The sequence below is a fragment of the Streptomyces europaeiscabiei genome (assembly GCF_001550375.1).
Taxonomy (GTDB): Bacteria; Actinomycetota; Actinomycetes; order Streptomycetales; family Streptomycetaceae; genus Streptomyces; species Streptomyces europaeiscabiei.
The window spans coordinates 20,062-45,866 of sequence record NZ_LRTR01000162.1 but is presented as its reverse complement, the minus strand read 5'-3'; the positions used below and the strand labels follow the sequence as shown (position 1 = coordinate 45,866).

The 25,805-nt window shown below is 70.1% G+C and carries 24 protein-coding genes and 1 tRNA gene; 24 read left to right on the top strand and 1 reads right to left on the bottom strand.

Features of this window, described 5'->3' with window-relative positions:
- Nucleotides 1-85 precede the first annotated feature (85 nt).
- The 9 genes from AWZ10_RS07365 (at nt 86) to AWZ10_RS07330 (ending at nt 6,466) form a co-directional block, all read left to right on the top strand.
- Nucleotides 86-1,393, top strand: coding sequence for an FtsK/SpoIIIE domain-containing protein (locus tag AWZ10_RS07365; RefSeq protein ID WP_244172424.1), 1,308 nt, complete (start codon nt 86-88; stop codon nt 1,391-1,393).
- 80 nt (nt 1,394-1,473) lie between these two features.
- Nucleotides 1,474-1,956 carry a hypothetical protein gene (locus tag AWZ10_RS07360; RefSeq protein WP_060890699.1) on the top strand — a complete coding sequence of 161 codons (483 nt, stop codon included), beginning with the start codon at nt 1,474-1,476 and terminating at the stop codon, nt 1,954-1,956.
- 5 nt (nt 1,957-1,961) lie between these two features.
- Entirely contained in the window at nt 1,962-2,714 is a 753-nt protein-coding gene (locus tag AWZ10_RS07355) for a DUF2637 domain-containing protein (protein WP_060890698.1), read from the top strand.
- A 14-nt stretch (nt 2,715-2,728) separates the two neighbouring features.
- A complete protein-coding gene (locus AWZ10_RS07350; protein WP_060890697.1) occupies nt 2,729-2,908 on the top strand; it encodes a mobile element transfer protein in 180 nt (59 codons plus the stop codon).
- 20 nt (nt 2,909-2,928) lie between these two features.
- Nucleotides 2,929-3,084: a hypothetical protein gene (locus AWZ10_RS50005; RefSeq protein WP_005476066.1), complete on the top strand. Its 156-nt coding sequence runs from the start codon at nt 2,929-2,931 to the stop codon at nt 3,082-3,084.
- 20 nt (nt 3,085-3,104) lie between these two features.
- Nucleotides 3,105-3,413, top strand: a complete 309-nt coding sequence (locus AWZ10_RS07345) for a hypothetical protein (RefSeq protein ID WP_060890696.1) — start codon at nt 3,105-3,107, stop codon at nt 3,411-3,413.
- Between the two features lie 112 nt (nt 3,414-3,525).
- The gene (locus AWZ10_RS07340; protein ID WP_060890695.1) at nt 3,526-4,893 is read left to right on the top strand and encodes a replication initiator; all 1,368 of its coding nucleotides are present in this window, start codon (nt 3,526-3,528) and stop codon (nt 4,891-4,893) included.
- Nucleotides 4,893-5,063 carry a helix-turn-helix transcriptional regulator gene (locus AWZ10_RS07335; RefSeq protein ID WP_005480293.1) on the top strand — a complete coding sequence of 57 codons (171 nt, stop codon included), beginning with the start codon at nt 4,893-4,895 and terminating at the stop codon, nt 5,061-5,063. The genes AWZ10_RS07340 and AWZ10_RS07335 overlap by 1 nt, the downstream gene beginning before the upstream one ends.
- The gene (locus AWZ10_RS07330; protein WP_060890694.1) at nt 5,060-6,466 is read left to right on the top strand and encodes a tyrosine-type recombinase/integrase; all 1,407 of its coding nucleotides are present in this window, start codon (nt 5,060-5,062) and stop codon (nt 6,464-6,466) included. The genes AWZ10_RS07335 and AWZ10_RS07330 overlap by 4 nt, the downstream gene beginning before the upstream one ends.
- 233 nt (nt 6,467-6,699) lie before the next feature.
- On the opposite strand, the gene AWZ10_RS07325 is transcribed toward AWZ10_RS07330, so the two are convergent.
- A tRNA-Arg gene (locus tag AWZ10_RS07325) sits at nt 6,700-6,771 on the bottom strand.
- Between the two features lie 80 nt (nt 6,772-6,851).
- Between AWZ10_RS07325 and AWZ10_RS07320 the strand changes: the two genes are divergently transcribed.
- The 15 genes from AWZ10_RS07320 (at nt 6,852) to AWZ10_RS07250 (ending at nt 25,702) form a co-directional block, all read left to right on the top strand.
- Nucleotides 6,852-7,448 carry a response regulator gene (locus tag AWZ10_RS07320; protein WP_244172422.1) on the top strand — a complete coding sequence of 199 codons (597 nt, stop codon included), beginning with the start codon at nt 6,852-6,854 and terminating at the stop codon, nt 7,446-7,448.
- Nucleotides 7,449-7,847: 399 nt separating this feature from the next.
- Nucleotides 7,848-9,161 carry an ArgS-related anticodon-binding protein NrtL gene (nrtL, locus tag AWZ10_RS07315; protein WP_079104310.1) on the top strand — a complete coding sequence of 438 codons (1,314 nt, stop codon included), beginning with the start codon at nt 7,848-7,850 and terminating at the stop codon, nt 9,159-9,161.
- A gap of 160 nt (nt 9,162-9,321) precedes the next feature.
- Nucleotides 9,322-10,713: a diaminopimelate decarboxylase gene (gene lysA, locus AWZ10_RS07310; protein WP_046705592.1), complete on the top strand. Its 1,392-nt coding sequence runs from the start codon at nt 9,322-9,324 to the stop codon at nt 10,711-10,713.
- 275 nt (nt 10,714-10,988) lie between these two features.
- On the top strand, nt 10,989-12,287 hold the full coding sequence (locus tag AWZ10_RS50000) for a homoserine dehydrogenase (RefSeq protein ID WP_046705598.1): 1,299 nt from the start codon (nt 10,989-10,991) through the stop codon (nt 12,285-12,287).
- 6 nt (nt 12,288-12,293) lie between these two features.
- Nucleotides 12,294-13,352, top strand: coding sequence for a threonine synthase (thrC, locus tag AWZ10_RS49995; RefSeq protein ID WP_046705591.1), 1,059 nt, complete (start codon nt 12,294-12,296; stop codon nt 13,350-13,352).
- A 322-nt stretch (nt 13,353-13,674) separates the two neighbouring features.
- Nucleotides 13,675-14,628 (top strand): homoserine kinase, encoded by a 954-nt coding sequence (thrB, locus tag AWZ10_RS07295; protein ID WP_046705590.1) that lies wholly within the window; start codon nt 13,675-13,677, stop codon nt 14,626-14,628.
- A gap of 409 nt (nt 14,629-15,037) precedes the next feature.
- Nucleotides 15,038-17,083 carry a transcription termination factor Rho gene (gene rho, locus AWZ10_RS07290; protein WP_208618459.1) on the top strand — a complete coding sequence of 682 codons (2,046 nt, stop codon included), beginning with the start codon at nt 15,038-15,040 and terminating at the stop codon, nt 17,081-17,083.
- Nucleotides 17,084-17,263: 180 nt separating this feature from the next.
- Complete coding sequence (locus AWZ10_RS07285; RefSeq protein WP_173531537.1) at nt 17,264-18,961, top strand: trypsin-like serine protease; 1,698 nt, start codon at nt 17,264-17,266, stop codon at nt 18,959-18,961.
- Between the two features lie 211 nt (nt 18,962-19,172).
- Nucleotides 19,173-20,318, top strand: coding sequence for an LCP family protein (locus tag AWZ10_RS07280; RefSeq protein WP_046705588.1), 1,146 nt, complete (start codon nt 19,173-19,175; stop codon nt 20,316-20,318).
- A gap of 313 nt (nt 20,319-20,631) precedes the next feature.
- Entirely contained in the window at nt 20,632-20,853 is a 222-nt protein-coding gene (gene rpmE / locus AWZ10_RS07275; RefSeq protein WP_046705587.1) for a 50S ribosomal protein L31, read from the top strand.
- A 138-nt stretch (nt 20,854-20,991) separates the two neighbouring features.
- Entirely contained in the window at nt 20,992-22,068 is a 1,077-nt protein-coding gene (gene prfA / locus AWZ10_RS07270; RefSeq protein WP_046705586.1) for a peptide chain release factor 1, read from the top strand.
- A gap of 37 nt (nt 22,069-22,105) precedes the next feature.
- On the top strand, nt 22,106-22,951 hold the full coding sequence (gene prmC / locus AWZ10_RS07265; protein ID WP_037695362.1) for a peptide chain release factor N(5)-glutamine methyltransferase: 846 nt from the start codon (nt 22,106-22,108) through the stop codon (nt 22,949-22,951).
- Between the two features lie 71 nt (nt 22,952-23,022).
- Nucleotides 23,023-23,670 (top strand): L-threonylcarbamoyladenylate synthase, encoded by a 648-nt coding sequence (locus AWZ10_RS07260; RefSeq protein ID WP_033526519.1) that lies wholly within the window; start codon nt 23,023-23,025, stop codon nt 23,668-23,670.
- Nucleotides 23,667-24,338, top strand: a complete 672-nt coding sequence (locus AWZ10_RS07255) for an arsenate reductase/protein-tyrosine-phosphatase family protein (RefSeq protein ID WP_060890691.1) — start codon at nt 23,667-23,669, stop codon at nt 24,336-24,338. The genes AWZ10_RS07260 and AWZ10_RS07255 overlap by 4 nt, the downstream gene beginning before the upstream one ends.
- 101 nt (nt 24,339-24,439) lie before the next feature.
- A complete protein-coding gene (locus AWZ10_RS07250; protein WP_046705584.1) occupies nt 24,440-25,702 on the top strand; it encodes a serine hydroxymethyltransferase in 1,263 nt (420 codons plus the stop codon).
- Nucleotides 25,703-25,805: the final 103 nt, after the last annotated feature.

Genomic DNA, 25,805 nt, shown 5'->3' with positions numbered 1-25,805 from the left:
CGTGACCGACGACTTCCGGGTTCCGTTGTCGATTCTGCTGCCGGTACTGCTCGTCCTGGGCGTGCTGCTGGCCGTGCGCCGTCGTATGCCGGTCCTGTTCTGGTGGAGCGTCGGATATCCGGTCGCCGCCCTTCGGGTGCTGGTCTCCTACCGGGACACGATGGACGCTTGCGGCCTGACGGTCCCGGCCTCGGCCGTCCGTCGGGCCACTGCCCGGATGGTCGGGCGGCAGGCTGCGCCGGTACCGCCTCGGCGGTCGTTCCCGCTGCCGACCGGGTCCGGTCTCGTGATGCGGCTGCGTATGGCGGCCGGGCAGGCTCCCGAGGACTTCATGGCCTCCGCCGACCGGCTACGGCACGCCTGGGGCGTCCATGCCGTGTACGTCCGCACCACAAAGCCGGGGCGGCTCGAACTGCGGCTGGTCGGCTGGGACGTGCTCGCCGAAGTCAGGCCCGCCCGGCGTCGGCCGGCCTCCGATCCGCTCTGCCTGCCGCTGGCACTGCGGGAGGACGGCGAGTGGCACGTACGGGACTTCCGCACCGTGCCGCATGAACTGATCCTCGGCGCCACGCAGTCCGGCAAATCCGTGTACCTGCGCAACCTGCTGTGCGGCCTGGCCCGGCAGTCCGTCGTCCTCGTCGGCATCGACTGCAAATGGGGTGTCGAACTGGCGCCGTTCGCGCCCCGGCTGTCCGCGCTCGCCGACACCTCCGACCGGGCTGACGAACTCCTCGATGTGCTGCTGGACGAGATGGAGGCACGGTTCCGGCTCATCGGACTCCGAAGCGGTGCCGGGAGCGGGGTTGGTCCGGACGCCGTGCTCACTTCGGACGTGTGGGGGTTGCCGGAATCCGTACGGCCGGTACCGATCGTGGTCGTCGTCGACGAGGTGGCGGAACTGTTCCTCGCCGCGAGCCGCGATGACGAGAAGCGGCGGGACGCCATGGTCACCAAGCTCATCCGCCTCGCCCAGCTCGGGCGTGCGGCTGGCATCTATCTGGAGGTGTGCGGGCAGCGCTTCGGCTCCGAACTCGGCAAGGGCGCCACCATGCTGCGCGCCCAGCTGACCGGCCGCGTCTGCCACCGCGTCAACGACGAAGCCTCGGCGAACATGGCACTCGCCGACATCTCCCCGGAGGCGGCGATCGCCGCCACCTCCATCCCGGCCGAGCGGCCCGGCATCGCCGTCGTCGGCGACTCCTCCGGTGGCTGGTCCCGCGTCCGCGCACCGCACCTCACCCTCGACGACGCTGCGGCCGTCTGCCGTGACACCGCCGCCCTGGTCCCGGACCTGCCCCGGTTCGACTCCTTCCGGCCCGCCCTCGCCGTCGAGTCAAGCGGACCGTCCTCCTCGGCCGCTGCCATGCCCACCGCTCGCCCGGTGACCGAGTAGCCCCTTCCTCCCACCCGGTCGGCGTGACCGTCTCGCGCCGCCTCCCTACCCCTCCCATGCCAAAAACCGGAAGGAATCCGATGTTCTGCGAGCACTGCGGTGACGTCGACGGCGATGAAACCGGCGTCGACCACGACGAACGAGACTGTCCCTGGTACGGCGCCGACGACAACCCGGTGATCGTCGATGCCACCGAGCTGGCCGACACCCTGACGACCGCCGCTGACGGCTCCCCTGCCCTGCGGGCCGCGATCGGCCTCCTGGTCGGTCACGGTATGTGGGTCAAGCGGCTGGCCGAGCGGCCCGGTCTGCTCCTCATCGACTACTCGGGTCCGTTTCCGCGGCCGTACGGGATCGACTGGCCGAAGGTCGCCCAAGCTCTGAAGTCCAGGGAACTGCCCGCTTCCGGCGGGGAGTTGCGCATCCTGGCTCTGGCTGCCTCGCTCGCCGACTCCGCTGCCCCCGTCCCGCTCGGTGACGCAGTCACCGGCCTGGACGCGACCAACCTCGACCTCGTCCTTCGGGCCGTCGCCACCGCCAACGGCCGTCCCCCGGCCCGGTGACGGCCATGGTCAAGCGCCTGCGGGTGGACGCCGTGATCATCCAGGCGGTCATTGCGGGTGCCCTGTCCTTCTCCCACCTGCACGACCTCGCGGCTGCGGCCGGACAGGGCGGCTGGAAGGCGTGGGCCTACCCCGTCAGTGTCGACCTGCTGCTGGTCGCTGCCTGGCGCCGGATGCGGCAGGCCCAGGAAGCGGGGGAGGGGGCTGGGGGACCACGTCTGTGGTTCCTGGTGGCCCTGGCCGCCTCCCTCGGCGCCAATGTCGCCACTGCCGGGCTCCTCGACCTCGACCACGTCCCCGCCTGGCTCCGCGTGATGGTCGCGGGCTGGCCGGCCGTCGCCTTCTTCGGCGGAACCCTCCTCGCCCACGCTCCCCACCACCCCCGGCAAAGGCCAGTTGCCCCGGTTCCGTCGACGACTGTTTCGCATGACGAACCGCCCGCCGTCCCGCCGGCCGTCGACGTGCCAGACCGAGACACGCTCCCCGCATCGCCCACAGTCCCTGTCTCCGACCCCACCACTGAGCCCACCACCAGCGAACCGGCCACCACCACTGCCGAACCGGTGGCCGACCACACCCCCGCTCGGGCCCCGGCACCCGTCCCCGCCGTCGCGCTCCCGCCCGCCCTCGTCGACCGCGTCCGCGCCCTGGCCGACGAACACCACTCCACCACTGGCCACCCGGCCGACCCCGACGTCGTACGCGCCCGGCTCGGCCTGCCCCCGTCCATGACCGCGTCCGTCGCCGCTCACCTCTGAAAAGGAGTCCCGCCATGCACCGCCGCTTCCGCAACGTCCGCCGTATCGGCCCCGTGAACGTCGCCTCCTACATCGAACGCGGCAAGCACCGCCACCTGGCCGCCTGTACCGCGCCCCGCTGCGACTTCTCCGCCGAGTACGACTCCTGCGCCGCCGCCGAACTCGCCGCCCGCACCCACCGCTGCTCGGCCTGACCTGACAGGAGATCAACCGCATGGACGTACCGCTCTGGCTTGCCCTGCTCTGCGTCGGGGTCCTGGGCGTCAAGCTCATCCGCCCGCCCTGGTGGCTCATCACCGTGCTCCTCCTCGGCGGCTACCTCATCGCCGACAGCCTGCTGGCCCCCGTCATCAACTCCCTCGTCAAGTAACCGAGAAAGGAGATTCGTCCATGCTCCGGCCGAAGATCCCGACCATGCCTCAGCCGACCGGCCTGGTCACCCCGCCCGTCCTCGTCGAGCCGACCGGCGCCGTCACCTCGGCGGCCCTGACCCCGCAACCGGTCCCCGCCACTCCGGCCCCGTCCCGCCCCGCAGTCCAGCTCACCCCCGGCACCGTGCTCGCCCTCGTCGGCGGCGGCACCGCCGTGGTCCTGGTCGTCGGCACCGTCCTCGTTTCCATGCTCCTCGCCGTCGCGGTCACGGCCGCCTCGGTCGCCGTGTGCGCCGTCGTCATCCGCTCCCTCCTGACCCACCGCTGACCTACCTCTGACGCGACAGCTCCACGGGCCCACCCTTACCCACACTGTCTAGCCCCCTCGACAGAAGGGGCGGGCCCGTCACACCTGAACCCCTGCAAGGAGGAACCCGCACATGCGTCCCCCGGCTCCCCTCGGAGCCATCCGTCACCTGGCCAGCCTCGCCCGACACGGCGACCTGGGTGCATACGCCCGACAGATCCAGCATCTTGGCGGCTGCGAGCGGCCCGTCCGCATGGAGGGCCACCGACTCGACGTCCATGCCTCAACTGGAGAGATCGTCCGGGAGATCGCCGACACCGACCTTCCGGCCGGACAGCTCCTCATCCGCTGCAACAACCGACGTGCCACCCGGTGCGCCGCCTGCGCTGAGGTGTACCGCAAGGACACGTTCCACCTCGTCACGGCCGGACTGAGCGGCGGCAAGGGCATCGGCCCTGCCGTCGCCCAACACCCCCGCGTCTTCGCCACCTTCACCGCCCCTTCCTTCGGCCCCGTTCACAACCGCCCCAACGGCGGCCGGTGCCGCTGCGGCGGGGCCCACCCGGAGGACGACCCCGCCCTCGGTACCCCGCTCGACCCCGACCGGTACGACTACCGCGCCGCCGTCCTGTGGAACGCACACGCCGGCGCCCTGTGGGCCCGCTTCACCACCTACCTGCGCCAGCAACTCGCCTCCCGCGCGGGCCTCACTCGCTCGGAACTCCGCGACAGCCTCAAGGTCTCGTACGCCAAGGTCGCCGAGTACCAGCAACGCGGCGCTGTCCACTTCCATGCCGTCATCCGTCTCGACGGCCCTGAGGGCGCCGAAGACACCCCACCGTCCTGGGCAACGACCGAACTCCTCACCGACACAATCCGCACGTCGGCGCGCCTTGCCGAAGCCCCCGGCCCTGTCCTGGACGCACGCCCCTACACCTTCCGCTTCGGCAAACAGCTCGACGTCCGTCCCATCCGCTCGGCCGACTTCGCGGGCACCTCGGAACTCTCCAGCCGCGCCGTCGCCTCATACATCGCGAAGTACGCGACCAAGGGCGCCGAGACCGCCGGCACCCTCGACCGCCCCATCCGCAACCCGATCACCGACCTCATCGGCTCCGGCGTCACCGACCACGCCCGACAGCTGATCCTCACCTGTTGGCACCTCGGCGCCCGCCCCGAACTCGAAGACCTGCGCCTGCGCAAGTGGGCCCACATGCTCGGCTTCCGCGGCCACTTCTCCACCAAGTCCCGCGCCTACTCCGTCACCCTCGGCGCCCTCCGCCAGGAACGCGCCGACCACAACGAAGCACTCACCCGCGAACGCGCCGCCGAAGCAGGCCATCCGCTGCCCGATCCGGACACCGTCCTCGTCCTCTCGCACTGGCGCTTCGCCGGCACTGGCCTGACCGCTGCTGAGACCTGGTTCGCGACATCGCGTACGCCCGACGCCACCCCCGACACGGAAGGAGACTCGGCGTGGATCGCCGACGAGACGAACTGATGACTGTCCCGCAGGTCCTCACCGAACTGGGTGGAATCTCTCGCCGCACCTTTTACCGCTGGCGTGAGCTGGGACAGGCTCCGGAAGCGATCAAGCTCCCGAACGGTGAACTCCGCTTCTGGCGCAGTGATTTCACCGCGTGGCTTCACGGACTTGGGGAGGCGGCGTGAAGTCGCATGACGTGAAGGTGTGGGGCATCCGCAAGCGGCCGTACAAGACGCCGTCATACGACGTGCGTTGGAAGGTCGGGGACGTCCCACCGTTCTCCGAGACCTTTCGGACCAAGGCGCTCGCTGACAACTTCCGCGCGAAGCTGCTTCGGGCTGCGCAAAAGGGCGAGGCATTCGACACGGACACCGGGCTGCCGGACTCCATGGCACCGGTCAAAGAGTCCCTCTCCTGGTACGACTTCGCGCGGGCTTACGTCGCCATGAAGTGGCCGCATGCTGCCCCGAACTCGCGTGACAGCCTGAACGAGACGATGACACTCGTCACGACTCAGCTCCTGGGCGACCGGCCCGGTCGTCCGGCAGACGAGGTGTTGCGGCGTGCCCTGCGCGGCTGGGCCTTCGTCGTCCAAGCCCCGGACGAGGAAGCGCCGCCAGTTGACATCGCCAATGCCCTCCGCTGGGTCGCCAAAGCCTCGCTGTCGCTGGCCACGCTCAAGAATGCGGCAGATATCCGCAGCGTTCTCGACTCGCTCAAGCTCACGTTGTCCGGGGCCCCGGCTGCCGCTGAGACGGTGCGGCGCAAGCGGGCCGTCCTGTTCAACGCCCTGGCCTATGCGGTCGAGCTGGGGGAGCTCCCGGAGAACCCGGTCACGCTCGTGAAGTGGAAGCTGCCGAAGGTGGCCAAGGAAGTAGACCGCCGAGTCGTGGTGAACCCGCGGCAGGCTGCTGAACTCCTTGGCGCTGTCTCGTACGTCGGTGGCTACCGTCGGGCTCGTGGGCGCCGCATGGTCGCGCTTTTCGCCTGCATGTACTTCGGTGGACTTCGGCCGGCGGAAGCGGTGGCGCTGCGTCGTCCGGACTGCACGCTGCCGGAAACCGGGTGGGGCTCGTTGATCCTGGAGAAGAGCCGTCCCACCGTCGGCAAGCGTTGGACTGGCACGGGGGAGGTGCACGACAACCGCGGGCTCAAGAACCGGCCCGCGAACGAGACCCGCATTGTTCCGATTCCGCCCCGCCTCGTCCGCATCCTGCTCGCGCACATCGAGGAGTTCGGTACGGCCAAGGACGGCCGGCTGTTCGCCAATGAGCGCGGGGGAGTGGTCGCCTCCACCACGTACTGGCGTGTCTGGGACGAGGCGCGGCACCTGGCGCTCACGCCGGAACAGGTGGCCTCGCCGCTGGCTGCCCGCCCGTACGACCTGCGGCACGCCGCTCTGTCGTCCTGGCTCAACGCTGGCGTGGACCCCACCGAGGTTGCGGAGCGTGCGGGCAACAGCGTCGAGGTGCTCTTGAGCCGCTACGCGAAGTGCCTCGACGGTCGGCAAGACGTCGCCAACCGTCGGATCGCCGAACTCCTCGGGGAGGACGACGACCAGGAGGACGGGCCCGGCAAGGGAACCTGATCCCGACACACCTCCGACACGTGCACCTGCGCCATGATGGCCCCTGGACTACGGTCCGGGGGCCTCGTCGTTTCCCTGGCCCCACCTGCGGATTCGTGCCCTGCGGCCAGTCCACACATAGTCCACAGCACCCGACATACGGCCGCTCCGAGCGGCATACGGCTGCACATACGCGAAGACCCCGGCCTCAGCGTTTCCGCTGGTGACGGGGTCTTTGGGCACCTCATGCAAGGTGCCCCCGGCAGGATTCGAACCTGCGCACACGGCTCCGGAGGCCGTTGCTCTATCCCCTGAGCTACGGGGGCGTGTCGGGCGCCTTGTTCGGCGGCGACGGGTAGAACCCTACCAGCTCTCCGAGGGAGATCATGAACGGGTTTTTGCGGGTGTGGAGGGTGAGGTTGAGCTGGGGGGAGACCGCCCGCAGGGGGTGGAAGTGGGGAAAACCCGGACGCGGCGGTGGGCGCGGACCTACTCTCGAGTTGTGCCAGGCGCGTCCGGCCGGGTGCTTGTTGTGGACGACAACAAGGTCATCCGGCAGCTGATCAGGGTCAACCTCGAGCTGGAGGGCTTCGAGGTGGTGACCGCGGCTGATGGTGCCGAGTGCCTGGACGTCGTTCATCAGGTGCGGCCCGACCTCATCACCCTCGACGTGGTCATGCCCCGCCTCGACGGCCTCCGTACCGCCGCCCGGCTCCGTGGCGACCCCCGGACGCGACGCCTTCCGCTCGCCATCATCAGCGCCTGTTCGCAGTACGAGGTCGAGGCCGGGCTCGATGTCGGTGTCGACGCGTTCCTCGCCAAGCCCTTCGATCCGACCGAACTCGTTGCCCTCGTAAGGAAGTTGATGGAACGAGGCAATGCAGGGGGCGGCGAAGTCGTGTCGTACGGGATCGAAGCCGATGGTCCCACCCCCGCAGGCGCCCCGGTTGGCGGGAGCGACCACACCGAGCGCGCGGAACGCGCTGGCCGAACCGGAAACTGACCTCGCGGACCTCGCGGACCTCGCGGACCTCGCGGACCTCGCGGACCTCGCGGACCTCGCGGACCTCGGGCGGCCCCGCCCCCCGACGCCGCTTCGCCATCCGTCCGACCGTCACCATGCAGCGCGCGAATCCCCGGCCGACCGAGCCCTCCACCACCCTCCACCACCGTCTACCTCTCGCCCCTCACCGCGGCGTCTGTCGCACCTCATCCCAGCGGCCTTCGGGCCTTCGCACCGGCGATCTCTCGCCCTCCACCCCCAGGACCCTCCGGCCCTTCCCCCTTCGTGACCTCCCGCCCCTCGCCGCGGCGTCCCGTCGCCTCCCGCCCCGTCCACATCCCGGACCCCGGGGTAAACCGGCTCGCATACCCACCCCCCTCCTCCCCTACGCTTGTCCCCGTGACCCCCGTCGAGCTCTCCCGCACCGTGCTGCGCGCGGTGCGTCGTGCTGTGGAGGAGGGGGAGCTGAGCGTGGCGGTGCCGGCACGGGCCGTGGTGACTCCGCCGGGGCCCGGAGGGAGCGGGGACTACGCGACGAACATCGCGTTGCAGCTGGCCCGGCCCGCCGGACGGCCGCCGCTGCAGGTCGCCGAGATACTGCGGTCCCACCTCAGCCGGAGCGAGGGCGTCGCCGCCGTCGAGATCACCGGCCCCGGGTTCCTCAACATCCATCTCGACCGGGCCGCCGTCACGGCGCTGGTGCGCCGGATCCAAGGAGCCGGGGGCACCCGGGACGGCCAAGGCCCCGGCCCCCTCCCGTACGGCCACAGCGACACCCTCACCGGGCAGGTCGTCCGGCTGCGGATCCCGTACGACATCCGGGCGGAAGTCGTCGCCGACGCGCTCGTACGGATCGTCGCCAGTCAGGGCGGTCGCGTAGAGGTCGATCACATGCGGCCCCAGGCCGCCGACAAGGCCAACGACCTCGACCACCCCGACAACCCCGACAACCTCGACCACGCCGTTCACCCCGGCCCGCCCCGTGAGCCCGGCGACTCCGGTCGGCCCGGCAAGGTCACCGAACCCCATCGGCCCAGCGACCCGGACGCTCGGCCCAGCGACCCGGACGCTCGGCCCAGCGACCCGGACACGGCCACCGCGCCCGACGCACCCATCGACCTCCGCCCCGTCCCCGCGCCGGAAGACCCCACCCCCCTCGGCCCCGACGCGCTCCGCTGGGCGCTCCTGCACCCGGCCGCCCACGACCGCCCCCGGATCACTGCGGACCACCTCGTACAGCGGGCCGGAAACCCCCTCTTCCGGGTCCGCTACGCCCACGCCCGAGCCCGCGCGCTCACCCGCAACGCCGCGGCACTCGGCTTCACCGGTACCCCGGGCGCCTTGGACACTGCTTCCGCCTCGGGCGACCCGGACCCCGCGGACACCCCGAGCGCCCCGGTCGCCGCGAACCGGCCCTCCGTGCGCCCCACTTCCCTCACCACCCCCGACGCCACCACCCCCCTCATCACCGCCCTCACCGCATACCCCTCCACCCTCGCCCGAGCGGCCACGCACCGCGCTCCCGATCGTCTCGCCCGGCACCTGGTCGTCATCGCCGACGCCCTGCTCGCCTTCCAGCACACGGTGCTGCCGCGCGGCGACGAGAAACCCTCGGCCGCCCACCGGGCCCGGCTGGCGCTTGCCGAAGCCGCCGGGACGGTGCTGGCCGGCGGCCTGTCCCTGCTCGGCATCGACGCACCCGAATACCTCTGAGGCGAGCCGCGGAGCTCAAGGACCAGACAGCCGACAGCGGAAGCCGACAGGCAAGCTGACAGTCAAGCCGACAGCCGACAGCCGACGCCGACAGCCAAAGCCCTCAAGCCCGAAGCTCCCACGCGCAGAGCCCAGAGAGTCCACAGAAAGCCGTACAGACATGAGCCGTTCCGCACACCCCGCCGGTCCCCGTCACGCCGACGTGCTTCCCGAGGGGCACTACGCCGCCCCGCCCGCCGACCTGAACACGCTGGACCCGAAGGTGTGGGCGCAGACCGTCACCCGCACGGACGACGGAGTCGTCAGCGTCGGGGGGATCGATGTGAAGACGCTCGCGGAGGAGTTCGGCACGCCGGCGTACTTCGTCGACGAGACCGACTTCCGGGCGCGGGCGCGCGCCTGGCGTACGGCGTTCGGGCAGGACGCCGACGTGTTCTACGCGGGGAAGGCCTTCCTGTCCCGGGCCATCGTGCGCTGGCTGCACGAGGAAGGGCTCAACCTCGACGTCTGCTCCGGCGGCGAGCTCGCGACCGCCCTGTCCGCCGGTATGCCCGCCGACCGCATCGCCTTCCACGGCAACAACAAGTCCACCGACGAGATCCACCGTGCCATCGAGGCCGGCGTCGGCCGTATCGTCCTCGACTCCTACCAGGAGATCGTGCGGGTCGCCCACATCGCGCAGTCGCTCGGCAGGCGGCAGAAGGTGCAGATCCGCGTCACCGTCGGCGTCGAGGCCCACACGCACGAGTTCATCGCCACCGCACACGAAGACCAGAAGTTCGGGATTCCGCTGGCCGGCGGGAAGGCCGCGGAGGCCGTGCGGCGGGCGCTCAAGCTCGACGGCCTCGAAGTCATCGGGATCCACTCGCACATCGGGTCACAGATCTTCGACACGTCCGGGTTCGAGGTCGCGGCCCACCGTGTCGTCGGGCTGCTCAAGGATATCCGTGACGAACACGGTGTCGAGCTGCCCGAGATCGATCTCGGCGGCGGGCTCGGCATCGCCTACACCAGCGACGACGACCCCCGCGAGCCCCACGAGATCGCCAAGGCGCTCACCGAGATCGTCAACCGGGAGTGCGAGGCCGCCAAGCTGCGCACCCCCCGTATCTCCGTCGAGCCGGGCCGCGCCATCGTCGGGCCCACCGCCTTCACGCTGTACGAGGTCGGCACCACCAAGCCGCTGGACGGGCTGCGGACGTACGTCTCCGTCGACGGGGGCATGTCCGACAACATCCGGACCGCGTTGTACGACGCCGAGTACAGCGTCGCGCTGGTGTCCCGGACCTCCGACGCCGAGCCGATGCTCGCGCGTGTGGTCGGCAAGCACTGCGAGAGTGGTGACATCGTGGTGAAGGACGCGTTCCTGCCGGCGGACCTGGCACCGGGTGACCTGATCGCCGTACCGGCCACCGGCGCGTACTGCCGTTCGATGGCGAGCAATTACAACCACGTACTGCGCCCGCCGGTCGTCGCCGTCAATGATGGAGAGGCCCGTGTCATCGTCCGCCGGGAGACGGAGGAGGATCTTCTCCGGCTCGACGTCGGGTGATCTGACCGGTGGTCTGTTGATCCGACCGATGGTCTGCTGAACCGACCGCTGGTCTGTATCCGACCGGTGGTCAGTGGGGTGACTCCACCCGACAGGCGATCGCCGCACAAAAGAAGTCCCGGAGAAACCCGGGCCGAAAGATCTCCGTCTTCCGGCCCGGTGAAAATGAAATAGATGTCTCACGATCCGGACGAGGGATAGAAACTCCCGTCCGGTGAGTGAGACTGGTTCCACCGTATTCGGTATGTCGGTATGTGAGGAAACGAGGTCGGATGATGCGTACGCGTCCGCTGAAGGTGGCGCTGCTGGGCTGTGGGGTTGTCGGCTCAGAGGTGGCGCGCATCATGACGACGCACGCCGACGACCTCGCCGCACGCATCGGCGCCCCGGTCGAGCTCGCGGGTGTGGCGGTCCGGCGGCCCTCCCGGGTGCGTGAGGGCATCGACCCGGCGCTCGTCACCACCGACGCGACCGCCCTGGTCAAACGGGGGGACATCGACGTCGTCGTCGAGGTCATCGGCGGTATCGAGCCCGCCCGCTCCCTCATCACCACCGCGTTCGAGCACGGCGCCTCCGTCGTCTCCGCCAACAAGGCCCTTCTCGCCCAGGACGGCGCAGCGCTGCACGCCGTCGCCGGGGACCACGACGCGGACCTCTACTACGAGGCCGCCGTCGCCGGTGCCATCCCGCTGATCCGGCCGCTGCGCGAGTCCCTCGCCGGCGACAAGATCAACCGGGTGATGGGCATCGTCAACGGCACCACCAATTTCATCCTCGACAAGATGGATTCCACGGGCGCCGGATATCAGGAGGCCCTCGACGAGGCCACCGCCCTGGGATACGCAGAGGCCGACCCGACCGCCGACATCGAGGGCTTCGACGCCGCCGCCAAGGCCGCGATCCTCGCCGGTATCGCCTTCCACTCGCGCGTACGGCTCGACGACGTGTACCGCGAGGGCATGACCGAGGTGACGGCGGCCGACTTCGCCTCCGCCAGGAACATGGGCTGCACCATCAAGCTGCTCGCCATCTGCGAGCGGGCCGCGGACGGCGGCTCCGTCACCGCGCGCGTGCACCCCGCGATGATCCCGCTGACCCACCCGCTCGCCTCCGTACGCGGCGCCTACAACGCCGTGTTCGTGGAGTCGGACGCCGCCGGGCAGCTGATGTTCTACGGGCCGGGCGCGGGCGGTGCCCCCACCGCCTCGGCCGTGCTCGGCGACCTCGTGGCCGTGTGCCGCAACCGGCTCGCGGGCTCCACCGGGCCCGGCGAGTCCGCGTACGCCGCCCTGCCGGTCTCGCCGATGGGCGAGGTCGTCACCCGGTACCACATCAGCCTTGACGTCGCCGACAAACCGGGTGTTCTCGCCCAGGTGGCGACCGTGTTCGCGGAGCACGGCGTATCGATCGATACGGTGCGGCAGCAAGGACGGCAAGACGGCGGCGGCGAGGCCTCTCTCGTCGTCGTCACCCATCGCGCCTCCGACGCCTCCCTCAGCGGGACCGTCGAAGCACTGCGCAACCTCGACACCGTGCGGGGTGTCGCCAGCATCATGCGGGTTGAAGGAGAGTAACCAGCAATGACCCACCAGTGGCGCGGAATCATCGAGGAGTACCGGGACCGGCTGCCCGTCTCCGACAGCACGCCGGTCGTGACGCTCCGCGAGGGCGGCACGCCCCTCGTGCCCGCGCAGGTGCTCTCCGAGCGCACGGGCTGCGAGGTCCACCTCAAGGTGGAGGGTGCCAACCCGACCGGGTCCTTCAAGGACCGCGGTATGACCATGGCCATCACGCGGGCGAAGGAAGAGGGTGCGAAGGCAGTCATCTGTGCCTCCACGGGCAACACCTCTGCCTCCGCGGCCGCCTACGCCGTACGTGCGGGCATGGTCTCGGCCGTGCTCGTCCCGCGCGGGAAGATCGCGCTGGGCAAGATGGGCCAGGCCCTGGTGCACGGCGCGAAGATCCTCCAGGTCGACGGCAACTTCGACGACTGCCTCACCCTCGCGCGGGAACTCAGCGACAACTACCCTGTGGCGCTGGTCAATTCGGTGAACCCGGTGCGGATCGAGGGCCAGAAGACCGCCGCGTTCGAGATCGTGGACATGCTCGGCGATGCGCCCGACATCCACGTCCTGCCGGTGGGTAACGCGGGCAACATCACGGCGTACTGGAAGGGCTACAAGGAGTACGCCGCCGACGGCATCGCCGCGAAGACCCCCCGCATGTGGGGCTTCCAGGCCTCCGGCTCCGCCCCGATCGTGCGCGGTGAGATCGTCAAGGACCCGTCGACGATCGCCACCGCGATCCGTATCGGCAACCCCGCGTCCTGGAGTTACGCCCTGGCCGCGAAGGACGAGTCGGGCGGCTTCATCGACGAGGTGACGGACCGTGAGATCCTGCGCGCCTACCGGCTGTTGGCCGCTCAGGAGGGCGTTTTCGTGGAGCCCGCCTCCGCCGCCTCCGTGGCCGGTCTGCTGAAGGCCGCCGAGCAGGGCAAGGTCGACCCGGGCCAGACCATCGTCTGCACGGTCACCGGCAACGGCCTCAAGGACCCCGACTGGGCCGTCGCGGGCGCCCCGCAGCCGGTCACGGTCCCGGTGGACGCGGCGACGGCGGCCGAGCGCCTCGGTCTCGCGTAGCCTTCGCTCGTCCCGGGCGTATCCTCTCGCCCAGCCGTTCGAAAGGCCTGGGAGTCGCGCGTAGACGCCGATTCCCGGGGGATAACCCTGACAGGACCCGACAGAGGGTGCACGGGGGGCTTACGACACGCATCGTGCGCCTCCTGTGCGCCCTATGTCGCCACAGAACCTTCCTTCGATAGGCTGTAGTGAACCCGCCCGCCGCATATGCCCCGCAGGGGTGCGGCGCAGCGCCGTCCTGAACGGCCGCAGGGTCCTCACGTAGGCATCGAATGTCATTCGACAATCGTCAATCTCGCAGCTCAAGGAGAGTCATCGAGCGATGGCCGGTCCAGCGTTCCGCGCCGCCGCCGTACGGGTGCGCGTTCCCGCCACCAGCGCCAACCTCGGCCCGGGCTTCGACGCCCTGGGCCTGTCGCTGGGGCTCTACGACGACGTGGTCGTCCGGGTGGCCGACTCCGGCCTGCACGTCGACATCGCGGGGGAGGGCAGCGAGACACTCCCGCGCGACGAGCGGCATCTGCTCGTGCGTTCCCTGCGCACCGCCTTCGACCTGCTGGGCGGGCAGCCCCGGGGCCTCGAGATCGTGTGCGCCAACCGCATCCCGCACGGCCGCGGCCTCGGCTCCTCCTCCGCCGCCATCTGCGCCGGCATCGTCGCCGCCCGCGCCGTGACCATAGGCGGCGACAACCGGCTCGACGACGCCGCGCTGCTCGAACTGGCCACGGAGATCGAGGGCCACCCCGACAACGTCGCGGCCTGTCTCCTCGGCGGCTTCACGCTCTCCTGGATGGAGGGCGGCGCCGCGCGGGCGATCAGGATGGAGCCCGCGGATTCCATCGTTCCGGTGGTTTTCGTGCCCGGAAAGCCTGTTCTGACGGAGACGGCGCGCGGACTGCTCCCGCGCACCGTCCCGCACGTCGACGCTGCAACCAACGCGGGCCGGGCGGCCCTCCTCGTGGAAGCCCTGACCAGGCGTCCCGAGCTGCTGCTGCCGGCCACCGAGGACCGGCTGCACCAGGAGTACCGGGCGCCCGCCATGCCGGAGAGCGCGGCTCTGGTCGAGCGTCTGCGGGCCGACGGCGTCCCGGCGGTCATCTCCGGCGCCGGACCCACGGTCCTGGCCCTGGCCGACGAGGCCAGTGCCGACAAGGTGGCCGATCTCGCGGGTTCGGGCTGGGCCGCCAACCGGCTGGACCTCGATGCCCGAGGGGCGTGCGTCATGCCGCTCACCACCACCGTCGTCGAACCCGGCGCCGGCAGCGGCGGCGAATAGTCGTTCGGTTGCCGGATTTCGAGAGGGGGAATGTTTGTTGGATCCGGTAGTGTTAACCTCAAGTCTGCACCTGCCTCAGCCATGGCGAGGTGCTTATCGTCCCAGTTCGGGACAGCCATTCTTCCGGGAGTCTCCCAAGCCGCACTGCGCTTCGTACGTCAAGCTCTACGCCGTACGCAGGCACTGAGCGGTCTGCTGAGCAGGCCCCGGAACCGGCGTGGCCGAGCCGCGTGACACAGACACTCAGTGCCACGGCTCGGACAAGCGCCGAATCATCAGAAATTTTCCTCCGCCGCCTCCTTTGGCGGACCACCGCCCCGGCACGGTCCACCCGAACAGGACCGAAGCCGGACAGCACAAACGGTCGCCGAGCCAGAAGGCCGACGTCCGCTCCAGGGAAGGACCCTTCGTGAGCGACACCACCGATCTGATGGGCGCACGTGTCGAGGACACCGCTGCCGCGCCCGCCACGGACGCCGCGCCTGCCAGCGGTGCCGGCTCCCGGCGGCGCCGTGGCACCGGCCTCGAGGGCATGGTGCTGGCCGAGCTGCAGCAGGTCGCATCCGGCCTCGGCATCAGGGGCACCGCGCGTATGCGCAAGAGCCAGCTGATCGAGGTCATCAAGGACGCGCAGGCGGGAGGGGGTGCCCCGGCGAAGGCCGAGGCAGCCGCCGAGACCAAGCCGAAGCGCCGCGCCACCTCCAAGGCGCGCACGGGCGATGACGCCGCCCCGGCCGAGAAGGCCGCTGCCAAGAAGGCCGAGGCGCCCGCCGAGAAGGCCGAGAAGGCCGTGGCCCAGCAGCAGATCGAGATCCCCGGCCAGCCGGCCGGCGGCGACGAGGCGCCCACCGAGCGCCGTCGGCGCCGTGCCACCGCCGACGCGGGCAGCCCCGAGACGGTCACCGCCGAGGCCAAGAGCGAGCCCAAGGCCGAGACGTCCGCCCAGGCCCAGGCCCAGGGCGACGGTGACCAGGGCGGCGAGGGCCGTCAGGGCCGTCGTGACCGTGGCCGTGACCGCGGTGAGCGCACCGACCGCACCGACCGCACCGAGCGCACCGACCGCACCGAGCGCGGCCGTCGGGGCAAGAGCGACGAGCAGCAGGGCGGCGGTGGCCAGCAGCAGCGTGACCGCGGCCAGCAGCAGAGCCAGCAGCAGGGCGGCCGCCAGGACCGCCAGGACCGTCAGCGTGACAACGGCCCGCAGGACGACGACGACTTCGACGGCGGACGCCGTGGCCGTCGCGGCCGTTACCGGGACCGTCGTGGCCGTCGTGGCCGTGACGAGATCGGCGCTCCGGAGCCGCAGCTCGCCGACGACGACGTCCTGATCCCCGTCGCGGGCATCCTGGACATCCTCGACAACTACGCGTTCATCCGTACGTCGGGCTACCTGCCGGGCCCGAACGACGTGTACGTGTCGCTCGCCCAGGTCCGCAAGAACGGCCTGCGCAAGGGTGACCACGTCACCGGCGCGGTCCGTCAGCCCAAGGACGGCGAGCGCCGCGAGAAGTTCAACGCGCTGGTCCGCCTCGACTCCGCGAACGGCATGGCCGCCGAATCGGGCCGTGGCCGCCCGGAGTTCAACAAGCTGACGCCGCTCTACCCGCAGGACCGGCTCCGTCTGGAGACCGACCCGGGCGTGCTCACCACCCGCATCATCGACCTCGTCGCGCCGATCGGTAAGGGCCAGCGTGGTCTGATCGTGGCCCCGCCGAAGACCGGCAAGACCATGATCCTGCAGGCGATCGCCAACGCGATCACCGTCAACAACCCCGAGTGCCACTTGATGGTCGTCCTTGTCGACGAGCGTCCGGAAGAGGTCACCGACATGCAGCGGTCGGTGAAGGGCGAGGTCATCTCCTCGACCTTCGACCGCCCGGCCGAGGACCACACGACGGTCGCCGAGCTCGCCATCGAGCGTGCCAAGCGACTCGTCGAGCTGGGCCACGACGTGGTCGTGCTGCTCGACTCGATCACGCGTCTGGGCCGTGCCTACAACCTGGCGGCGCCGGCCTCCGGCCGCATCCTGTCCGGTGGTGTCGACTCGACCGCCCTGTACCCGCCGAAGCGCTTCTTCGGTGCGGCCCGCAACATCGAGGACGGCGGCTCGCTGACCATCCTCGCCACCGCGCTGGTGGACACCGGGTCCCGCATGGACGAGGTGATCTTCGAGGAGTTCAAGGGCACGGGCAACGCCGAGCTGAAGCTCGACCGGAAGCTCGCGGACAAGCGGATCTTCCCCGCGGTGGACGTGGACGCGTCCGGTACGCGTAAGGAAGAGATCCTGCTCGCCCCCGACGAACTCGCCGTCGTCTGGAAGCTGCGCCGGGTGCTGCACGCCCTCGACCAGCAGCAGGCCGTCGAGCTGCTTCTCGACAAGATGAAGCAGACGAAGTCGAACGCCGAGTTCCTGATGCAGATCCAGAAGACGACGCCGGGCAACGGCGGCGACTAGTCCGCACGGCAGAGCGCTGGGGTCACCCTCCTTTGTGAGGGTGGCCCCAGTTTTCTATATGGGACACGTGTACGATCACGGTCTTCATGCTCTGATCAAACCATTGCACTCCCAGGGGGGAATTGAGTGGCTAGACCTTTGTCCGGAGCCCTTGCCGCCGCGATAGCCGGGACGCTGCTGATGTCGTCCGCGAGTGGGGCGACCGCCGACAACGGCCCGACGCCCAACGAGGCGGACGTACGGATCGCCAAGGCGATGGCGGCGGATGACACCGCGAAGGTGGCCGAGCGGGAACCGTCGTCGAGCGCGAGTTCGGACGGTGGCCTGGAGCAGTCCGCCCAGATCATCGGCGGCTCGGAGACCACGATCGGCTCGGCGCCCTGGATGGCGCAGCTCTGGTACTACGACCCGAGCCTGGATCTCGGGTTCTTCTGCGGCGGTACGGTCGTCTCGCCGACGAAGATCCTCACCGCCGCGCACTGTGTCGACAAGGACTACTACGACTGGGCCGCGTACGGCGAGATCGTCACCGGCACCGACCGGCTGCCCACGGCCGTCTACAACGACGACGGCAGTCTTGACCACCTCGACTACCACGGCGGTACCGCTACCGCGGTCTCACGTCAGTGGAACCACTCCTCGTGGAACGAGGACGCGATCGACAACGACGTCGCCGTCCTGACGCTGGCGTCGCCGGTCAAGGCCACGCCGATCAAGATGACGACGTCGGACGACACCACCTCGTACAAGGCCGGCACCAAGGCCAAGGTCTACGGGTGGGGCCGTACCAGCTCCAAGACCCAGGACATCTCGGAGACGCTGAAGACGGCCACGCTGCCGATCGTCAGCGACACGACCTGCGGGAACACCTGGGGCGGCTACTTCGTCAAGGGGCACATGGTCTGCGCGGGTCCGCCCGCCGGCGGCACCGACGCCACGACCACCGCCACCTGCAACGGTGACTCCGGTGGCCCGCTCATCGTCAACAACAAGGTCGTCGGCGTCGTCTCGTGGGGCGTCCTGGACTGCGTGGAGAAGGGCGCGTACCCGGTCTTCGCGAAGGTCAGCAAGTACGTCGGCGCGACCTACCCGAGGGTTGACGACGCCGCCATCACCCGGGACGGCAAGGCCGACGTCTTCCTGCGCAACAAGGAGACCGGCACGGGCTACGTCCGCGCCTCCACGGGGTCCAAGCTCGGCGACCGCAAGGCCCTGACCGCCGAGGGCAGCTGGACGGGCTACAACCTCGTCCAGCAGACCGACCTGAACCGGGACGGCTACCAGGACTTCGTCCTGCGCCGCTCCTCCGACGGTGACGTCTTCTGGCGGCGGCGGTCGGCCTCGTCCGACACCTGGACGACCACGCAGCTCTTCGACGACTGGAAGACCCGCACCCGGATCGTCACCCCCGGTGACGTGACCGGTGACGCCCTGCCCGACCTGCTCTCGGTCGACTCGGCGGGCGCCCTGTGGATCTACCCCGGCAAGGGCACCGGTTCCTTCGGTACCCGCGTCAAGGTCGGCACGGGCTGGAACTCGTACAACGCGGTACTCGGTCACGGCGACTTCACCGGCGACGGCAAGGCCGACCTGATCGCGCGCACCAAGACCGGCTCGAACGTCTACCTCTACAAGGGCACCGGCAAGTCCGGCACCGGCGCCTTCGCCGCCCGCGTGAAGGTCCGCTCGGACTGGAGTGCCTACAACACGCTCATCACTCCCGGTGACGTGAGCGGCGACGGCAAGGCGGACCTCCTGGCCCGCACACCGGCCGGCACGCTGTACCTCTACAAGGGCACCGGCAAGGCCACGAGCGAGATCTTCAGCACACGGGTCTCGGTCGGCACCAGCTACGCCCAGTACGACCTGCTCGGCTGAAACACCAGATGAGCCCGGTCCCACCGGGCCCATCCGTCACGCACGGTGCCCATCGCTCTCACGCGATGGGCACCGTTCGTTGTGCAACCCTTTCCCGGAATATCCCGTCTGACCGGACGGAGCGACCATGGAGTGTCATGGCCGTATCCGACCCGACAGGCCTGGGCCTGAGCGCAGGGGGTAACCGACCGGAAAGAGAACCGAGGAGCAGATGTCCGCCGAGAGTACGCCGGACCCCGCCATATCGGGGAAGATCGGCACCACCGCCCCGCGCCACCGCGCGGCCAGGGGCCGCCGCCGCAAGTCACGTGACGGGCACAGCAGGGCGGCACTCGCCGTCGTCTGGACCGCCGCGGGCGTCCTGGTGTTCGGCGGCACCGGAATCGGCTACCTGTACTTCAAGCTCAACGAGAACCTCAAGAGCGTCGACATCAACCAGGCCCTCGGCACCGACCGGCCCCTCGACGTCGACAACGGCTCGCAGGACATCCTCGTCCTCGGTTCCGACACCCGCTCGGGCAGCAACAAGAAGCTCGGCGGCGGCACGGACGACGGCAGTGCCCGCTCCGACACGGCGATGGTCGTGCACGTCTACGAGGGCCACAAGCGGGCCAGCGTGGTCTCCATACCCAGGGACACCCTCGTCGAGCGGCCGGAGTGCACCGACGCGAAGGGCAGGACGTACCCGGCCGCCTCGTACGCGATGTTCAACTCGGCGTACTCCACGGGGGGCGCGGCGTGTGCGGTGAAGACCGTCGAATCCATGACCGGTATCCGCATGGACCACTACCTCGAGGTCGACTTCGCGGGCTTCGAGAAGCTGATCAACGTCCTCGGCGGGGTCGACATCACGACGACCAAGGACATCAAGGATCCCGACAGCCATCTGAACCTGAAGGCCGGGGAGCACACCCTCACGGGCAAGCAGGCGCTGGGCCTCGTCCGTACCCGGCACGGGGTCGGCGACGGGTCCGACCTCGGGCGCATCCAGCTTCAGCAGGCGTTCATCAAGGCCCTCATCGAGCAGGTCAAGGACGTCGGCATCCTCAGCGACCCGAAGAAGGCCTACGACCTCGCCGTCTCCGCGACCGACGCCGTCACCACCGACTCCGACCTCGACTCCGTCAAGGACCTCGCGTCCTTCGCGAGCGGCCTCAAGGGCATCGCCTCCAAGAACATGACCATGGTCACGATGCCCGTCCAGTACGACCCCGCCGACCCGAACCGTGTGCTGGTGGACGAGGCGAAGTCCAAGCAGGTCTGGGCCGCGCTCAAGGCCGACAGGACGATCCCGAAGTCGGCGACGAAGGGCACGGCGACGGGGGCCGCCGAGGGCGTGGTGACCGCCGGCACCTGAGGGGGTGCGGGGAACTGCGCGACCAGCCACGTACGGTCCGGCAGTCGCCCACCACGCTCAAGAGGCACCGCCCGGGGCGTGCTGGGCGGGGGAGGTCACGCGGCCCGGCGCTTACGTGGTGCCGCTGGGCCCACCCGTGCCGCCCCTGCGGAACGACTGCCCGCAGCTCTGTCCACCGCGGTGGGGAATACCTGAGCCCACCCCCTGGTTTGGGCAGATGGCACCAGTGCTGGCAGACTGGTACGTCGGCTCCGGTTCACGCTCTCGCAGCCCGCGACAGCGACCCGGCGCCCTCCCGAAACTAGGAGACACCTTGAAGCGCGACATTCACCCCGAGTACGTCGACACGCAGGTCAGCTGCACCTGTGGCGCGTCGTTCACCACCCGTAGCACGATCCAGAGCGGCACCATCCGTGCCGAGGTCTGCTCCGAGTGCCACCCGTTCTACACGGGCAAGCAGAAGATCCTCGACACCGGTGGCCGCGTGGCCCGCTTCGAGGCCCGCTTCGGCAAGGCCGCCGCTGCCAACAAGTAGCGAGCCCCCAGCGCCGGTCCGCGGTGCCCCTCCGGGGCGTCGGGACCGGCGCTTTGCGGTGCAGCGCACAGGCACGGCCCACACAGGCACAGCCCATGGGTGCGGCCTACTCACAACGTCGTACAGGGAGCCGGAGAGATGTTCGAGGCGGTCGAGGAACTGGTCGGGGAGCACGCCGACCTGGAGAAGAAGCTCGCCGACCCGTCGGTCCACGCCGACCAGGCCAACGCGCGCAAGCTGAACAAGCGCTACGCGGAGCTGACCCCGATCGTCGGCACGTACCGCTCCTGGAAGCAGACCGGCGACGACATCGACACCGCCCGGGAGTTCGCGGCGGACGACCCGGACTTCATCGCCGAGGTCAAGGAGCTGGAGAAGCAGCGCGAGGAACTGACGGAGAAGCTGCGGCTGCTCCTCGTCCCGCGCGACCCCAGCGACGACAAGGACGTCATCCTGGAGATCAAGGCCGGCGCGGGCGGCGACGAGTCCGCCCTCTTCGCCGGTGACCTCCTGCGCATGTACCTCCGGTACGCCGAGCGCGTCGGCTGGAAGACCGAGATCATCGACTCCACCGAGTCCGAGCTGGGCGGCTACAAGGACGTCCAGGTCGCCGTGAAGACCAAGGGCGGCCAGGGCGCCACCGAGCCCGGTCAGGGCGTCTGGGCCCGGCTGAAGTACGAGGGCGGGGTGCACCGCGTGCAGCGCGTGCCGTCGACCGAGTCCCAGGGCCGTATCCACACCTCCGCGGCCGGCGTGCTCGTCACCCCCGAGGCCGAGGAGGTCGACGTCGAGATCCACGCGAACGACCTGCGGATCGACGTCTACCGCTCCTCCGGGCCCGGCGGGCAGTCCGTCAACACCACCGACTCCGCCGTGCGCATCACGCACCTTCCCACCGGAGTCGTCGCCTCCTGCCAGAACGAGAAGAGCCAGCTGCAGAACAAGGAGCAGGCGATGCGTATCCTGCGCTCCAGGCTGCTCGCCGCGGCACAGGAGGAGGCGGAGAAGAATGCCGCCGACGCCCGCCGCAGCCAGGTCCGTACCGTCGACCGCTCCGAGAAGATCCGCACGTACAACTTCCCGGAGAACCGCATCTCGGACCACCGCGTCGGCTTCAAGTCCTACAACCTGGACCAGGTGCTGGACGGTGAACTCGACGCGGTGATCCAGGCCTGCGTCGACGCGGACTCGGCCGCGAAGCTGGCAGCCGCGTAAGGCACGTACGAGTAGACCAGCACGACGGAGGACTTGCGTGAACCTGCTGCTCGCGGAAGTGGCCCAGGCCACCCAGCGCCTGGCCGACGCCGGCGTGCCCTCGCCGCGCAACGACGCGGAGGAGCTCGCCGCGTTCGTGCACGGCGTCAAGCGGGGCGAGCTGCACACCGTCAAGGACTCCGACTTCGACGCCCGGTACTGGGAGGTCATCGCGCGCCGCGAGGCCCGTGAGCCGCTCCAGCACATCACCGGGCGGGCCTACTTCCGCTACCTCGAACTTCAGGTCGGGCCAGGGGTGTTCGTGCCGCGGCCGGAGACCGAGTCGGTGGTCGGCTGGGCCATAGACGCCGTCCGCGCGATGGACGTCGTCGAGCCGCTCATCGTCGATCTGTGCACCGGCTCCGGCGCCATCGCCCTCGCCCTCGCCCAGGAGGTGCCGCGCTCGCGCGTGCACGCCGTGGAGCTGTCCGAGGACGCCCTGAAGTGGACCCGCAAGAACATGGCGGGCTCCAGGGTCGACCTGCGCCAGGGCAACGCCCTCGACGCCTTCCGCGACCTCGACGGTCAGGTCGACCTCGTCGTCTCCAATCCGCCGTACATCCCGCTCACGGAGTGGGAGTACGTGGCGCCGGAGGCCCGCGACTACGATCCCGAACTCGCCCTGTTCTCAGGGGAGGACGGCCTGGATCTCATCCGGGGCATCGAACGCACGGCGCATCGGCTCCTGCGCCCCGGCGGTGTCGTCGTCATCGAGCATGCCGACACCCAGGGCGGCCAGGTGCCCTGGATCTTCACCGAGGAGCGGGGCTGGGCCGACGCGGCCGACCACCCGGACCTCAACAACCGGCCGCGGTTCGCGACCGCCCGCAAGGCGCTGCCCTGATGAGCACGAGCATGAGCACGCGCCCGACGACCACCCCCCAGCAGCAGTACGTGTACGAGGAGGCCCGCTAGATGGCACGGCGATACGACACCAACGACGCGACCGACCGCGCCACCGGTCTGCGCGAGGCCGCGTCCGCCATCCGCCGGGGCGAGCTCGTGGTACTGCCGACGGACACCGTGTACGGCATCGGCGCGGACGCCTTCACCTCCGAGGCCGTGGCCGACCTCCTGGAGGCCAAGGGCCGGGGCCGCAACATGCCCACGCCCGTGCTCATCGGCTCCCCGAACACCCTGCACGGCCTCGTCACGGACTTCTCCGAGATGGCCTGGGAGCTGGTCGACGCCTTCTGGCCGGGCGCGCTGACCCTCGTCGCCAAGCACCAGCCGTCGCTGCAGTGGGACCTCGGCGACACCCGGGGCACGGTCGCCGTGCGCATGCCGCTGCACCCGGTCGCCATCGAGCTGCTGACCGAGGTCGGCCCCATGGCGGTCTCCTCCGCGAACCTGACCGGTCACCCGGCGCCGGAGAACTGCGACGCCGCCGAGGCGATGCTCGGGGACTCCGTCTCCGTGTACCTCGACGGCGGTCCGACCCCCGGCAACGAGCCGTCCTCCATCGTCGACGTCACCGGCAAGGTGCCGGTGCTGCTGCGTGCGGGCGCTCTGTCGGCGGAGGAGCTGCGCAAGGTCGTACCCGACCTCGAGGTGGCGAATTGACGGCCCCTGACGCGGGGCGTGGCATATGGGACGGGGAAGAGACGCGGACCTTCACGGGGCTGCCGCGGGACACCTTCCGCATCCTCCACGTCAGCACAGGCAATGTGTGCCGCTCGCCGATCACCGAGCGGCTGACCCGGCATGCCCTGGCGGACCGGCTCGGGGACCCGCTGTGGGGCGGTCTGGTCGTCGAGAGCGCGGGGACCTGGGGGCACGAGGGGGCGCCCATGGAGGCGAACGCGGAGGCGGTCCTCGCGGACTTCGGCGCGGACGCCTCCGGCTTCACCGGGCGTGAGCTGCTGGACGAGCACGTCGTCCGCGCCGACCTCGTGCTGACGGCCACCCGCGACCACCGGGCCCAGGTCATCTCCATGGGGCACTCCGCAGGGCTGCGCACCTTCACCCTGAAGGAGTTCACCCGCCTGGTCCGCGCCATCGACCCGACCACGCTCCCTCCCCTGGAGGAGGGCATGGTCGTACGGGCGCGTGCGCTGGTCCGCGCCGCGGCGGCTCTACGCGGGTGGCTCCTGGCCCCCACCGCCGAGGCCGACGAGGTCTACGACCCGTACGGGGCGCCGCTGCCGTTCTTCCGGTCGGTGGGCGACGAGATACATCAGGCACTGGATCCCGTGGTGACGGCGCTGACGGGGGTGCCCGCGCGGGCCTGACTCCCTGCGGTTCGCAGCGGTTCGCGGTGACAAAGTCGAGCATCCCGGGCGTCTGCGGCCTACATTGGTCGTACGTCACCGTCGACGCCCCGGAGTCCATCATGTCGGTCACCCCTGTCCTAGAGGCCGATGTCCTGCGGCGGCAGGATCCCGAGCTGGCCGACATCCTGCTCGGTGAGCTAGATCGGCAGGCGACGACGCTTCAGCTCGTCGCCGCGGAGAACTTCACCTCGCCCGCCGTGCTGGCCGCTCTGGGGTCGCCGCTCGCGAACAAGTACGCGGAGGGCTACCCGGGGGCCCGGCACCACGGTGGCTGCGAGATGGTGGACGTCGCAGAGCGGCTGGCCGTGGAGCGGGCGAAGGCGCTGTTCGGGGCCGAGCACGCCAACGTCCAGTCCCACTCGGGCTCTTCGGCCGTGCTCGCCGCCTACGCCGCCCTGCTGCGCCCCGGCGACACCGTGCTGGCGATGGGCCTGCACTTCGGCGGTCACCTCACCCACGGGTCGCCCGCGAACTTCTCCGGCCGCTGGTTCGACTTCGTCGGGTACGGGGTCGAGGCGGAGTCCGGGCTCATCGACCACGAGCAGGTGCGGACCCTGGCCCGTACACGCCGCCCCAAGGCGATCGTGTGCGGGTCGATCTCGTATCCCCGGCACATCGACTACGCGTTCTTCCGCGAGGTCGCCGACGAGGTGGGGGCCTACCTCATCGCCGACGCGGCCCATCCGATCGGGCTGGTCGCCGGGGGAGCGGCACCCAACCCGGTGCCGTACGCCGACATCGTGTGCGCCACCACGCACAAGGTGCTGCGCGGGCCGCGCGGCGGGATGCTGCTGTGCGGGGGCGAACTGGCCGAGCGGGTGGACCGTGCGGTGTTCCCGTTCACGCAGGGCGGCGCGCAGATGCACACCATCGCCGCGAAGGCCGTCGCCTTCGGGGAGGCGGCAACACCGGCGTTCACCGCGTACGCCCATCAGGTGGTCGCGAACGCCCGCGTACTGGCCAGAGGGCTGGCCGAACAGGGTCTCGTGGTGGTCACCGGCGGCACGGACACCCACCTGCTGACCGTCGATCCCGCGCCACTCGGCGTCGACGGCCGAACCGCCCGGGGCCGGCTCGCCGCCGCCGGGTTCGTCCTCGACTGCTGTGCGCTGCCGCATGGCGGAGCCATCAACGTCACGGGCGGAGACGCCCGTGGCCTGCGGCTCGGTACGGCCGCGCTGACCACACAGGGCATGGGCGAGACGGAGATGGCGCGGCTCGCCGTCCTGTTCGCAGGGGTGCTGCGGGACGGCGGGGACGGCAAGCGCACGCGTGAAGAAGTGCGGGACATGGCCGAAAGATTTCCGCCGTATCCGCGCTGAGGTGGGGTAGACGGATCACCAGGCACAGCATCACGTGCAACCATCGTCGCTACCCGGATGTCCCCAACCATATGCGCGCATCGCTAGTGTGTGGGGCTGAGAT